Below are 13022 nucleotides of genomic sequence, written 5' to 3' on the forward strand. Positions count from 1 at the left end.
TATAAGGGAACGCGCGAACAAGCGGCGGCCCTTCTTCTCCCTCTCCCCGTTCTCACGGGGAGAGGGTTGGGGTGAGGGGCCTGTCTCCGCAGGCGAGATGGTCGAGGGACCTGTACCCCCTCACCCGCCGCTTCGCGGCGACCTCTCCCCGCAAGCGGGGCGAGGTTAAGACAAGACGATGTGCTGACGAATGAGGACCGAGTGACCCAAGCCAAGACGCCTTCGAAGCCCCCCGTCGCCCCGCGCCGGCCGCATTCCTTCACGCGGCACGGCATCACCGTGACCGACGACTATGCCTGGCTGAAGGACGCGAACTGGCAGGAGGTGCTGCGCGATCCCGGAGTGCTCGACCCTGATATCCGCAAATATCTCGACGAGGAGAACGCCTACACCGAGAGCCTGCTCGGCCACACCTCGGGCCTGCAGAAGACGCTGGTGCGGGAGATGCGCGGGCGGATCAAGGAGGACGATTCGAGCGTGCCGTCGCCCGACGGCCCCTTCGCCTATTTCCGCAGGTTTCGCGAGGGCGGGCAGCACGAGCTGTTCGGGCGCATGCCGCGCGACGGCGGCGAAGGCCATATCGTGCTCGATGGCGACGCGCTCGCCAAGGACCACCAATATTTCAAGTTCGGCGGCAGCCGCCACTCCTACGATCACAAGCTGCAGGCCTGGAGCGCGGACACCAAGGGCTCGGAATATTTTTCGATCCGCGTCCGCGACTGGGCGACGGGCAAGGATCTCGACGATCTCGTCGAGGAGACCGACGGCGGCGTGGTCTGGGCCGCGGATGCCAAGTCCTTCTTCTATGTGAAGCTCGACGACAATCATCGGCCGATGCAGGTGTGGCGGCACAAGCTCGGCACCAAGCAGGCCGACGACACGCTGGTCTATGAGGAGCAGGATGCCGGCTGGTTCACCCACCTGCATGAAAGCACCAGCGGCCGCTTCTGCGTCATCGCCGGCGGCGATCACGAGACTAGCGAGCAGCGGCTGATCGATCTCGCCAATCCCGAGGCGCCGCCGCGCCTCGTCGCGACGCGCGAGGAGGGCGTGCAATATTCGCTCGCCGATCGCGGCGACGAACTGTTCATCCTTACCAATGCCGACGACGCCATCGACTTCAAGATCGTCACCGCGCCGCTTAGCCAGCCCGAGCGCAAGAACTGGCGCGATCTAATTCCGTATCGGCCCGGCATCTACATCATCGACCTCGATCTCTATGCCGGCCATCTGGTGCGGCTCGAGCGCGCCAATGCGCTGCCGTCGGTCGTGATCCGCGATCTCGTCTCAAACGAGGAGCATGCCATCGCCTTCGACGAGGCGGCTTACTCGCTCGACACGATGGGCTCCTACGAGTTCGAGACGACCAATCTGCGCTTTTCCTATTCGTCGATGACGACGCCGTCGGAAGTCTATGATTACGACATGGTCAAGCGCACGCGCACCTTGCGCAAGCGGCAGGAGATTCCGTCAGGTCATAACTCGTCCGACTACGTCACGACGCGCATCATGGCGAAATCGCATGATGGCGCCGAGGTGCCGGTCTCGATCCTCTATCGCCGCGGGTTGAAGCTCGACGGCGCGGCGCCGCTGTTGCTCTACGGCTACGGCTCCTACGGCATGGCGATGCCGGCTTCGTTCAGCGCCAACCGCCTGTCGCTGGTCGATCGCGGCTTCGTCTATGCCATCGCCCATATCCGCGGCGGCGCCGACAAAGGCTGGGGCTGGTATCTCGACGGCAAGCGCGAGAAGAAGACGAACAGCTTCGACGATTTCGCGGCCAGCGCGCGGGCACTGATCGCTGCGAAATACACCAGCGCCAAGCGCATCGTCGGTCATGGCGGCTCGGCCGGCGGCATGCTGATGGGCGCGGTCGCCAACCGCGCCGGCGAATTGTTCGCCGGCATCGTCGCAGAGGTGCCGTTCGTCGACGTGCTCAACACCATGCTCGACGACACGCTGCCGCTGACGCCGCCGGAATGGCCGGAATGGGGCAACCCGATCGAGAGCGAGAAGGATTTCCGCACCATCCTGTCGTATTCGCCTTATGACAACGTCGCGGCAAAGGATTATCCGGCGATCCTGGCGATGGGCGGATTGACCGATCCCCGGGTCACTTACTGGGAGCCCGCCAAATGGATCGCGCGCCTGCGCGCCACAATGAGCGGCGGTGGCCCGGTCCTGCTCCGCACCAACATGGGCGCCGGCCACGGCGGCGCCTCGGGCCGCTTCGACCGGCTCGACGAGGTCGCGATCGTGTACGCGTTCGCGCTGTGGGCGGCGGGAACGGCGGAGGCCGGGGTGTAGCCATCGCCGCAGCCTTGTAGGGTGGGCAAAGGCGCGTAGCGCCGTGCCCACGATCTCTCAATCGTCAAGGCAAGGTGGGCACGCTTCGCTTTGCCCACTCTACGGCAGCTGAAGGAACTACCGCCCGTTCTTCTTGCGCCATTCCGCGAAATCGGTGAGCGTCTGCGGATCGGTGGCGGGATAGAGACCGAAGATGCCGCGGCCCTTGCCGACTTCCTCGGTGACGAAATCCTCGAACGCTGTCATCTCGAAAGTTTCATTGGCGATCTCTTCTGCCAAATGCGCGGGGATCACGATGACCCCGTCGGCATCGCCGAGGATGACGTCGCCGGGAAACACCGGCGCATCGCCGCAGCCGATCGGCACGTTGATCTCGATCGCCTGATGCAGCGTCAGGTTGGTCGGCGCCGAGGGGCGATGGTGGAAGGCGGGAAAGCCGAGCCTTGAGATCTCGGCGGAGTCGCGAAAGCCGCCGTCGGTGACGACGCCGGCGACGCCGCGCTTCATCAGGCGCGTCACCAGGATCGCGCCGGCCGAGGCCGCGCGCGCATCCTTGCGGCTGTCCATCACCAGCACCGCGCCCGGCGGGCAATCCTCGACCGCTTTGCGCTGCGGATGGGAGCGGTCCCTGAACACGTCGATGGTGTTGAGGTCCTCGCGCGCCGGCATGTAGCGCAGCGTGAAGGCCTCGCCGACCATGGTCGGCTGGTCCGGGCTCAAGGGGCGGACATCCTGAATCATCTGGATGCGCAGACCGCGCTTGAACAGAGCGGTGGCGACGGTGGCGGTGGAGACGGATTTGAGTTTTGTGCGGGTGGCTTCGGAAAGTTTGGTCATGTCGTGCTCTCTCATCTCGTCATTCCGGGATGCGCCGGAATGGAGCAGGCCCGGAATCCATACTCCCGATTGTGGTTATGGATTCCGGGCTCGCGCCAAGCGGCGCGCCCCGGAATGACAGGGGGTCAGTAAATCGACGGCTCGCCGATCGGCGCGCCGAAATCGGTCTCGAGGAAGTCGAAGTCGCAGCCGTCATTGGCCTGCTTGATGTGCCTTGTGAACATCCAGCCATAGCCGCGCTCGAAGCGGCGCTCGGGCTGCTTCCAGGCCGCGCGGCGCTTTGCGAGCTCGGTTTCGCCGACATCGAGATTGATGGTGCGCGCAGCGACATCGAGCGTGATGCGGTCGCCGTTCTGCACCAGTGCCAGCGGGCCGCCGATGTAGGATTCCGGCGAGACGTGCAGGATGCAGGCGCCGTAGCTGGTGCCGCTCATGCGCGCATCCGAGATGCGTACCATGTCGCGTACGCCCTGCTTCACGAGCTTGGTCGGGATCGGCAGCATGCCCCATTCCGGCATGCCCGGCCCGCCCTGCGGGCCCGCATTGCGCAGGATCAGGATGTGATCCTCGGTGACGTCGAGATCGGGATCGTCGACCGCCTTCTTCATCGCGGGATAATCGTCGAACACCAGCGCGGGGCCGGTATGCTTGAGAAAGCGCGGCGCGCAGGCGGAGGGTTTTATGACGCAGCCGTCGGGCGCGAGATTGCCCTTGAGCACGGCGAGCGCGCCCTCCTTGTAGATGGGATTGTCGATACCGCGGATCACGTCGGCATTGTAGACCTCGGCCCCCTCGATGTTCTCGCCCAGCGTCTTGCCTGTGACCGTGACGCAGTCGAGATGCAGATGCGGCTTGATCTGGCCCATCAGCGCCGGCAGGCCGCCGGCGTAGAAGAAGTCCTCCATCAGGTACGCATCGCCGCTCGGGCGGACGTTGGCGATGACGGGCACCTTGCGGCTCGCCTTCTCGAAATCGTCGAGGCCGATGTCCTGGCCGGCGCGGCGGGCCTGCGCGATCAGATGGATGATGGCGTTGGTGGAACAGCCCATCGCCATCGCGACCGCGATCGCGTTCTCGAACGCCTTGCGGGTCTGGATCACCTTCGGCGTCAGATCCTCCCACACCATCTCGACGATGCGGCGGCCGCATTCGCTGGCCATGCGGATATGGTTGGCGTCGGCGGCGGGAATCGAGGAAGCGCCGGGCAGCGTCATGCCGATCGCTTCCGCAATCGCAGTCATGGTCGAGGCGGTACCCATGGTCATGCAGGTGCCGTAGCTGCGGGCGATGCCGGCCTCGATGTCGAGCCAGTCCTTGTCGGAGATCTTTCCGGCGCGGCGCTCGTCCCAATATTTCCAGCCGTCGGAGCCGGAACCCAGCGTCTTGCCCTTCCAATTGCCGCGCAGCATCGGGCCTGCCGGCAGATAGATCGCCGGAATGTTCATCGAGGTTGCTCCCAGGAGCAGCGCCGGCGTGGTCTTGTCGCAGCCGCCCATCAGCACCACGCCGTCGACGGGATGGCTGCGCAGCAACTCTTCGGCGTCCATCGCCAGCAGGTTGCGATAGAGCATGGTGGTGGGCTTGAGCAGCGATTCCGACAGCGACAGCGCCGGCAGCTCCAGCGGCAGGCCCCCCGCCATCAGGATGCCCCGCTTGACGTCCTCGACGCGCGACTTGAAGTGCATGTGACAGGGCTGCGCGTCAGACCAGGTGTTGAGGATCGCGATGATCGGGCGGTCCTTCCACTCCTCGGGCGCGTAGCCCATCTGCATGGCGCGGGAGCGATGGCCGAACGAGCGCAGATCGTCGGGCGCGAACCAACGCGCGCTGCGGAGCTGGTCGGGCGTCTTCTTCTTGTTGGTCATCTCTTTCCTTGTCCGTCCGGAGGATTCGTCCTGCTCTTCTCACAGACAATCCATCCCGGGCAAGGCGCTGGGCGGGCGGGAGGCGGGCCTCTGCTATGCACTCAGGCGTGCATAGCGGCAGTGCAGCGCAACACAGCGGCAGCTCCGGCCGAAGTGCTTGCCGGCAGACAAGAATCCGCGCAACAATTTCGAGTTGATTGGCTTGATTTGCGGTTGGTGGGACTAACCCCGCCGACTCCGGAGGTTTCAGACGTGGCCAACATCCTGATCGTGGATGACGACCCGGCCGTCCAGTTCACCATCCGGCTGCTGCTGGAACGGGCTGGTCATCACGTGACGGTCGCCGGCGATGGCCGCAAGGGGGTGGCGCTGTTCGAGGCCAGCCGGTTCGACCTGCTGTTTCTCGACATCTTCATGCCCGGCATGGACGGACTGGAGACGATGCGTCACATTCGGGCGCTGGCCCCGGCCGTTCCGATCGTCGTCATCTCCGGCCGTTCGCTCACGCCGGATGCCTATGCGGAGCCGGACTTCCTGAAGATGGCGACCAAGCTCGGCGCCGTGGCCAGCCTGCAAAAGCCGTTCCGGCCCGATGCACTGCTTGCCGTGGTCGCAGATTGCCTGAAGGCCGACGCGCCAGAGGGGTCCGATGTCCGTTCCGGCCGCCGATGACAAGAACGCCTCCTCTGCTGCAAGCCAGAAGTGGCTCAGCGATGCGGCAGGTCCGGCGAAACTCCCCATGCGAGCAGCAACGACGCTGGCCACGCGGCTGGCCATCGCGATGATCCTGCTGGTTGCGGTCACCGTGGCCGCAGTCGGATGGTTGGGCTATCGCAACACCACACAGGCCGTCATTCCTCGGGTGCTGGAGCGGGTCGAAGCCCAATCGCGCCTGCTCGCGACCAACCTTGAATCCTACGTCGCCGGCGTGCGCGGCGATCTGATCGGCTATCGCGCCGCAGCGGCAATCAACGGCCTCATCCGGGCTCATGCCGGCGGCGGGATCGATCCGGCGGACGGCGTCTCGGAGCAGACCTGGCGCGAGCGTATCGCGGCGCGGCTCGCGGCCGAGATCGACGCCAAGCCCATCTACGGGCAGTTCAGGATCATCGGCGTCGATGACGACCAGCGCGAACTGGTCCACGTCGATCGATCGGGGCCCAACGGAGCAGCCCGGATCGCTCCGGACAGCGAATTGGAGCGCAAGAGTGGCCGCGCCTACTTCCAGGAAGCCATACGGCTCGGGCCCGGCGAGATCTATGTGTCTCCCATCGAGCTCGCGACCCGTCAGGGGGGAACGACGGCGCCTCGCGCGCCGACCATGCGCGCGGCGATGCCGCTGTTCACAGCCGACGACAAGCCGTTCGGCATCATCGTGGCCAATATCGACATGCGCCCGGCCCTCGACCGGCTCCGCGCGACGACGACCTCGGGCGGAGAAATCTACGTCGTGAATGCGCGCGGCGACTATCTCGTCCATCCCGACCGGGCGCGGGAGTTCGGGTCATCGCGAGGCCATCCGGCCGATTGGCGCAAAGACCTTCCGTTCCTCTCAGCCCTGGCCGGCACGTCGGACGTGGTCACACGCGTCACGACCGACGAGTCGGGCCGGACGAGCGGCGCGGCATTCGTGCCGTTATCGCTTGCGGGCAAGGAATGGGTCGCCATCGTCGTGACCGTTCCCCCGTCGGTGTTCGGCCGCGTACCGGCCGCCATTCAAAGAACGTCCGTGCTCGTCGGCGTGCTGGCCGTTCTCGCCGCGGCTGCGCTCGCGGTGCTGCTGGCGCGTTCGTTGACCCGCCCGATCGGGCGTCTGACGGAGGCGGTGCAGGCCATCGGCAGCGGACGTCCCGCGGACATCCCCGTCGATGCCAGCGGCGAGACCGGCGTGCTGGCACGGGCCTTTGCGCGGATGGTGGAGGAGATGCGCGCGAAAACGGCCGCGCTCGAGCGCGAGATCGAGGAGCATCGCCGCACCGAGGCCGCGCGAAGCCACCACGCGGCGCGCGAGAACCTGTTCAGCGCCGCGGTGGAATCGTCCGACGATGCGATCGTCATGCAGACGCTCGATGCCATCATCACCGGCTGGAATCCGGCCGCCGAACGCCTTTACGGCTATACGGCGGAGGAGGCGATCGGCAAGCCCACCTCGATCATCGTCCCGCCCGACCGCCGCGAACAGGGCAAGGACTATCTGCGGCGGATCGCGCGGGGCGAGCCGATTGAACGCTTCGAGACGGTCCGCCTGCGCAAGGACGGCACGCCGGTCGAGATTTCGCTCGGCCTGTCGCCGATCAAGGGACCGTCGGGCGAAATCATCGGCGCGTCCGGAAGCGCGCGCAGCCTGACCGAGGCGCGGCGCGCGGAGCGGGCACTGCAGCACCAGCTTGAGGAGCGGCGGCAGATCTTCGAGACGTCGCAGGACCTGATCATGATCATGGACGCGCACGGCCATGTCGCGCAGATCAGCCCGAGCAGCGAGACCATTCTCGGCTATCGGCCGGTCGAGATGATCGGCCGCAGCGGCGCCGACTTCATTCATCCCGCTCATCTGGAGCAGTCCCGTGCCGAGATGCGGGCGATGCGCCGCGGCGAGCGCGTCAAGCTGGCCGACACCCGCTGCTTGCACAAGAACGGGCACGAGGTGTGGCTATCCTGGCTCGGCAGTTGGTCCGAGCAGGCACATCGCTTCTTCTTTGTCGGGCGCGACATGACCGAAGCGCGGCTCGCACAGGAATCGCTGCGCGAGAGCGAGCGGCTCGCCCGCAACATCGTCGAGACTTCGCTTGACGCCTTCGTCCAGACCGACGAGACCGGAAGCATCCTGAACTGGAACTCGCAGGCCGAACGGCTGTTCGGCTGGCGCCGCGACGAGGTGCTCGGCAAGAGCACGATCGACCTCATCGTCGCCGAGAGCGAACGTGACCGGGTCCGAGCCGGCCTGAAACGCTTCCTCGAAGACGAGGGTGGCCGGACGCTGAACCGCCGCCGCGAGCTGATGTGCTGCCGGCGCGACGGCAAGGAATTCAAGGCCGAGTTGAGCGTCACAGCGCTGAAGCGGCGCGAGGGCCTGCTGTTCAACGTCTTCTACCGCGACCTCACCGACAAGATCGCCGCCGAGGAGCGCATCCGCCATGCCGAGAAGATGGAGGCCGTCGGCCAGCTGACCGGCGGCGTGGCGCATGACTTCAACAACATTCTCACCGTCATCACCGGGACGATCGAAATTCTCGCGGAGGCGGTCGCCAAGGAGCCGCAGCTCGCGGCGATCACCAAGATGATCGACGAGGCGGCCGCGCGCGGCGCCGATCTGACCCAGCACCTGCTCGCCTTCGCACGCAAGCAGCCGCTCCAGCCGCGCGAGATCGACATCAACTCGCTGATCGTCGACACCGCGAAATTGTTGCGTCCGACGCTCGGCGAGCAGATCCAGATCGAATCGGTGTTCGAGGACGAGAATTGCGTCGCCATCGTCGATCCCAACCAGCTCACCACCGCGATCCTCAACCTCGCGCTCAATGCGCGCGACGCCATGCCCGGCGGCGGCAAGCTGATCGTGGAGACCGGCGCCGCCTATCTCGACGAGGTCTATGCCAGCGCCAACGACGTGCCGCCGGGGCACTACGTGCTGATCGCCGTGAGCGACACCGGCACCGGAATCCCTGCGCACATGCTGCCCCGGGTGTTCGATCCCTTCTTCACCTCGAAGGGACCCGGCAAGGGCACCGGACTCGGGCTTTCGATGGTTTACGGCTTCATCAAGCAGTCCGCAGGTCACATCAAGATCTACAGCGAGGAGGGGCACGGCACCACGATCAAGATGTATCTGCCGCCCGGCAAGACGCCGACGGCGGTCGGCGAGGGCGTGACGCCGGCGACGATCGAGGGCGGACACGAGACGATCCTGGTGGTCGAGGACGACCGGCTGGTGCGCGACTACGTCCTGGCGCAGTTGCATTCGCTGGGTTACGTCACGTTGCAGGCCGCGAACGCCGCGGAGGCGCTCGCGATCGTCGCGGCCGGCAAGCCGTTCGACCTTCTGTTCACCGACGTCATCATGCCCGGCAAGATGAACGGACGGCAGCTCGCGGACGAGCTGATGAAGACGCGCCCGGATCTCAAGGTGGTCTACACGTCAGGCTACACAGAAAACGCGATCATCCATCACGGCCGGCTGGATTCCGGCGTGATGTTGCTGGCCAAGCCCTATCGCAAATCGGATCTGGCGCGGATCATCCGCAAGGCGTTGAGCGGGTGAAGGCTCTGGTGTCCCGGACGCACTGCGGCGCGTAAGCGCTGCTGTGCAGAGCCGGGACCCAGAACGTTAGCCGTGAAGTTGGAAGGATGGGCCCCGGCTCAGCGGCGCATCATTTCATGATGCGCCGCGTCCGGGGCACGAGAGAGAACCAGCGCCTACGACGCGCGCTGGGCCGCGGTCATCACGATGCGGATCAGGTCGGCGGCATTGCGCGCGCCGAGCTTCTTCATGATGTTGGCACGGTGGTCCTCGATGGTGCGCGGACTGATGCCGAGCGTGCGGCCGGCCTCCTTGTTGGAGGCGCCGGAGGCGAACTGCTCCAGCACCTCGCGCTCCCTGCGCGTCAGCGGCTCGCGGCCGGGGAAATGCAGCGAGCCGAATTTCGGCGACGCGTTCTCCGCCTGCCTGCGTGCATACGCACCGATCGCCTCGTCGAGACGGCCGACGATCTCGCTGCCGCGGAACGGCTTCTCGATGAAGTCGAGCGCGCCGCTCTTGATCGCGCCCACCGCCATCGCGATGTCGCCCTGCCCGGAGATCATGAAGATCGGAGCCGGATAGTCCTCGCCGTGCAGCTCCTTCAGGATATCGAGACCCGACTTCCCGGGAATATTCACGTCGAGCAGGATTGCCGCCGGCGTGCGGTTTCGCGCCACGGAAAGCAGCGCTGCACCGTCCGCGAAACAGATCACCTCATAGCCCGCCGCCTTCAACACCATCGACAAGGTGTCGCGAACGGCAGGGTCGTCATCGACTACGAAGATTTCACCGCGAGAGCTTTGTTCGGCCATGTGCCACATCCGGTTGGCATGAAGGACTCGCGTCCGCGCCAATCGTTACGGCGCTCGGCGCGGATTCGGCCCACCCGTATTTGTACGGGACATGGACTTAACGCACAAGTAGCGGCATGGCGCCTATTTGCGGTGGACGGAGAATATCCATGCTAAATTTAGCCGACACGCCGCCTCCCGTCGCAACGTCCGAAGTCGAGAGCCGTGAGCTGATTGCGGCGGACCTTCGTTTGCTGATCGCACAGATCGAGACCAGCATGCGCCGGATCGCCGCAGCCATGGATCAAGAACACGGCAGCGATCCGGAAGGTTCCGTAGATATCGTCTTGCTCGACGACGTCACGCCCCGCTACGCCAGCGCAAGCGCGGCCCTCAATGCCTGTCGGGCGGGGCTCAGCCACGCCCTCCAATGTCTGTCGGAATCCGGCAACACGGCGGGCGGCCGCATCTGACCGCATCGCAGCTCCGCAAGCTCAAGCGCGGTGCCGTTCCACGATCGCGTCGGTGGCGACACCACCCCAGGTGTGAATCGCCGGCAGACCCATCGCGGTCTTGCCGAGGTTGGCGAGGCTGATGCGCAGCGCCGCGAGATCCAGCGGCTTCGGCAGGCTCTGGAGCTCGATCCCGACGGAACGGGCGAAGCTGCGAGCGGCACTGCGGCGCTTGCCGTCCATGCCGCTGATGACGATCACGGAGCCTGCAAACTTCGCGCTCGCCATCTCGCGCAGCACGTCGACGCCGTCGCCATCCTCCAGCACGAGATCGAGCGTCACGCAGTCGAAGCGCGCGGCGCGCAGCTTCTCGATCGCGTCCGCCACCGATGGCGCCACGGTGACCTCGTGGCCCGCCTGCTTGGCCGCGACCGTGATCAGGCGGCGCTGCGTGGCGTCGTCATCGACCACCAGGAGCTGAAGTGCACGCCGCTCGGAGCCGTCGGGCAGGTTTGACGAGATCGGGGAAAGAGAACTTCTGGGCATTACCGGATCCTGAGATTGAGAGCGTCAATGGATACACGGCTCGCGCTGAAGCCGCGTAAAGCTGCCGCGGGCAATTGACTCTGAAACGTTCAGCAAATGTGAAGCAAAGGACCGGAAAGCGCAGCGACGGCGGCGGCGAGATCAGGCCGCAGCGTCGTGGCCGCCGGCCGCACCGCGCTTCTTCCGGTTCTTGCCGCGCAGGAACTGGATGTCCATTTCGGCGCCGTTGACACGGACCAGCTCGCAGCGACGATAGGCGAGACCCGTGGACGACAGCAGCAGGAAGAACTCCTTCAGGTTCAAGCCCTGGATCGAGCCTTCCACGGTGAGTACTGCGTCGGTGTCGGAGATCGCGTTGAGCTTGCAGTCGCGCCGCCAGGTGCCGTCGATGGCCATGATGCAGACATCATAGCCGCGGCTGAAGGTCACACGCTCCGCGCCCTTGCCATCCTCGGCCATGATTATCGTCCCGCCATCGCCGCCATGCGCGGCGCCGCACCGGCGAGAACCGGCTTGGCCGCGGCCGCGCGCGGATCATTCGGCTTGTAGAGGCCGCGCCGCTCCGGAATCGGCCGGAACGTGTCGGTCAGTCCAACCACGGTCTCGGCGGCGCCGAGCACCAGGAAGCCGTCGGGCTCGATCTGGCGCGCCAGGCGGTTGAAGATATTGATCTTGGTGTCCTGGTCGAAATAGATCAGCACGTTGCGGCAGAAGATGACGTCGAAGGTGCCGAGCTGGGCGAAGTCGTGCAGCAGGTTGAGCTGGCGGTGCTGGATCATCGCCCGCAATTCGGGATTGATCTGCCAGGTCTCGCCGGTCTGCCTGAAATATTTCACCAGCATCTGGATCGGCAGGCCGCGCTGCACCTCGAACTGGCTGTAGACGCCGGCCTTGGCCTTCTCCAGTACCTCTTGCGACAGGTCGGTCGCGATGATCTCGACGCGCCAGCCGGTGAGGGCCGCGCCCATCTCCTTCAGGCACATCGCCAGCGAATAGGGCTCCTGCCCGGTCGAGCCGGCAGCACACCAGATGCGCACGCTGCGCTTGGCCGCACGCGCCTTGATGATCTCCGGCATGATGTGGTCGCGGAAATGATCGAACGGGACCTTGTCGCGGAAGAAGAAGGTCTCGTTGGTGGTCATGGCCTCGACCACGTCGGTGATCAGCTGGCGCGAACCGCCTTGCAGCTTCTGCACGAGCTCGGCGATGCCGGACAGCCCGGCCTTGCGGGCCAGCGGCAGCAGGCGGCTTTCGATCAGATATTGCTTGTCTGCGGACAGGTCGAGACCGGAATTATCCTTCAGGAACTTACGCAGATACTCATACTCGGTCGGGGTCACGGATGGCCTCTCGAAAGCTGTACTGGAACACTCTGGCCCAAGTGCTTTGGGCCGGACACACTCAGACCATGGCTTGTCCGACCGGGATCAAACCAACTTCAGCGAACTTGTCGGCGATGATGTCCTTGTCGAAGGGCTTCATGATGTACTCGTTGGCGCCGCCGCTGAGCGCCTGAGCGATATGAGCCACGTTGTTCTCAGTGGTGCAGAACACCACCTTCGGCTGGTCGCCGCCGGGCAGGCGGCGCATGTGGCCCATGAACTCGAAGCCGTCCATGACCGGCATGTTCCAGTCGAGCAGCACCGCGTCGGGCAGCTGCCGTTGGCAGATTTCGAGCGCCTTCGAGCCGTCCTCGGCCTCGGTGACCTCGAACTCCAGACCTTCCAGGATCCGGCGCGCGATCTTGCGCACCACGCTGGAATCATCGACCACCAAACACGTCTTCATTTCTGTTCTCCGGCTTCGATGTTTCGTTGGCTCAGGCGGCCATTTGCGTCTTGGTTTCGAGCTCGAGGACACGGTCGACGTCGAGGACGACCATGAGCTGGCCGTCGAGGCGGTGGACGCCGCCGGCGAGCTTGGCCATGCGGGGGTCGAGGTTGACGGGGTTTTCTTCCTTGCCGTCCTCGGGCAGGCGCAGCACCTC

General features: G+C 65.4%; 11 protein-coding genes and 1 pseudogene. 4 read left to right on the forward strand and 8 right to left on the reverse strand.

Annotation, left to right across the window (positions count from 1 at the left end):
- Positions 1 to 201: 201 nt before the first annotated feature.
- Complete coding sequence (locus ACM43_RS09405; protein WP_271539807.1) at positions 202 to 2307, forward strand: S9 family peptidase; 2106 nt, start codon at positions 202 to 204, stop codon at positions 2305 to 2307.
- Positions 2308 to 2424: 117 nt separating this feature from the next.
- Here the strand turns inward: ACM43_RS09405 and ACM43_RS09410 are convergent, their stop codons facing one another.
- Positions 2425 to 3144 (reverse strand): ribonuclease activity regulator RraA, encoded by a 720-nt coding sequence (locus tag ACM43_RS09410; protein ID WP_271539808.1) that lies wholly within the window; start codon positions 3142 to 3144, stop codon positions 2425 to 2427.
- A 125-nt stretch (positions 3145 to 3269) separates the two neighbouring features.
- On the reverse strand, positions 3270 to 5009 hold the full coding sequence (gene araD / locus ACM43_RS09415) for an L-arabinonate dehydratase (protein ID WP_271539809.1): 1740 nt from the start codon (positions 5007 to 5009) through the stop codon (positions 3270 to 3272).
- A gap of 252 nt (positions 5010 to 5261) precedes the next feature.
- Here araD and ACM43_RS09420 point away from each other — a divergent pair, with 252 nt between their 5' ends.
- Complete coding sequence (locus tag ACM43_RS09420; protein WP_271539810.1) at positions 5262 to 5681, forward strand: response regulator; 420 nt, start codon at positions 5262 to 5264, stop codon at positions 5679 to 5681.
- Positions 5659 to 9267, forward strand: coding sequence for a PAS domain S-box protein (locus ACM43_RS09425; protein ID WP_271539811.1), 3609 nt, complete (start codon positions 5659 to 5661; stop codon positions 9265 to 9267). The genes ACM43_RS09420 and ACM43_RS09425 overlap by 23 nt, the downstream gene beginning before the upstream one ends.
- Before the next feature lie 155 nt (positions 9268 to 9422).
- On the opposite strand, the gene ACM43_RS09430 is transcribed toward ACM43_RS09425, so the two are convergent.
- On the reverse strand, positions 9423 to 10058 hold the full coding sequence (locus tag ACM43_RS09430; RefSeq protein ID WP_026202588.1) for a response regulator transcription factor: 636 nt from the start codon (positions 10056 to 10058) through the stop codon (positions 9423 to 9425).
- Between the two features lie 149 nt (positions 10059 to 10207).
- Here ACM43_RS09430 and ACM43_RS09435 point away from each other — a divergent pair, with 149 nt between their 5' ends.
- Positions 10208 to 10510, forward strand: a complete 303-nt coding sequence (locus ACM43_RS09435) for a hypothetical protein (RefSeq protein WP_271539812.1) — start codon at positions 10208 to 10210, stop codon at positions 10508 to 10510.
- 21 nt (positions 10511 to 10531) lie between these two features.
- Here ACM43_RS09435 and ACM43_RS09440 read toward each other — a convergent pair whose 3' ends face one another.
- The 5 genes and pseudogenes from ACM43_RS09440 to ACM43_RS09460 form a co-directional block, all read right to left on the reverse strand.
- The gene (locus ACM43_RS09440; protein WP_036044884.1) at positions 10532 to 11035 is read right to left on the reverse strand and encodes a response regulator; all 504 of its coding nucleotides are present in this window, start codon (positions 11033 to 11035) and stop codon (positions 10532 to 10534) included.
- Between the two features lie 141 nt (positions 11036 to 11176).
- Positions 11177 to 11494, reverse strand: a complete 318-nt coding sequence (locus ACM43_RS09445) for a hypothetical protein (protein WP_036015908.1) — start codon at positions 11492 to 11494, stop codon at positions 11177 to 11179.
- Positions 11495 to 11496: 2 nt separating this feature from the next.
- The gene (locus tag ACM43_RS09450) at positions 11497 to 12375 is read right to left on the reverse strand and encodes a CheR family methyltransferase (RefSeq protein WP_109141791.1); all 879 of its coding nucleotides are present in this window, start codon (positions 12373 to 12375) and stop codon (positions 11497 to 11499) included.
- 61 nt (positions 12376 to 12436) lie between these two features.
- Positions 12437 to 12823, reverse strand: coding sequence for a response regulator (locus ACM43_RS09455; RefSeq protein WP_018321619.1), 387 nt, complete (start codon positions 12821 to 12823; stop codon positions 12437 to 12439).
- 31 nt (positions 12824 to 12854) lie between these two features.
- Positions 12855 to 13022, reverse strand: a pseudogene (locus ACM43_RS09460) (chemotaxis protein CheW); the annotation flags it as partial.

Origin of the sequence: Bradyrhizobium sp. CCBAU 45321 (assembly GCF_028128975.1) — a bacterium.
Lineage (GTDB): Bacteria > Pseudomonadota > Alphaproteobacteria > Rhizobiales > Xanthobacteraceae > Bradyrhizobium > Bradyrhizobium yuanmingense.

What these genes read in the sequence shown, in the direction of transcription:
- ACM43_RS09410 (WP_271539808.1), bottom strand. Translation starts at nt 3,144, where the DNA reads ATGACCAAACTTTCCGAAGCCACCCGCACAAAACTCAAATCCGTCTCC.
- ACM43_RS09455 (WP_018321619.1), bottom strand. Translation starts at nt 12,823, where the DNA reads ATGAAGACGTGTTTGGTGGTCGATGATTCCAGCGTGGTGCGCAAGATC.
- ACM43_RS09435 (WP_271539812.1), top strand. Translation starts at nt 10,208, where the DNA reads ATGCTAAATTTAGCCGACACGCCGCCTCCCGTCGCAACGTCCGAAGTC.
- araD (WP_271539809.1), bottom strand. Translation starts at nt 5,009, where the DNA reads ATGACCAACAAGAAGAAGACGCCCGACCAGCTCCGCAGCGCGCGTTGG.
- ACM43_RS09425 (WP_271539811.1), top strand. Translation starts at nt 5,659, where the DNA reads ATGTCCGTTCCGGCCGCCGATGACAAGAACGCCTCCTCTGCTGCAAGC.
- ACM43_RS09440 (WP_036044884.1), bottom strand. Translation starts at nt 11,035, where the DNA reads ATGCCCAGAAGTTCTCTTTCCCCGATCTCGTCAAACCTGCCCGACGGC.
- ACM43_RS09445 (WP_036015908.1), bottom strand. Translation starts at nt 11,494, where the DNA reads ATGGCCGAGGATGGCAAGGGCGCGGAGCGTGTGACCTTCAGCCGCGGC.
- ACM43_RS09430 (WP_026202588.1), bottom strand. Translation starts at nt 10,058, where the DNA reads ATGGCCGAACAAAGCTCTCGCGGTGAAATCTTCGTAGTCGATGACGAC.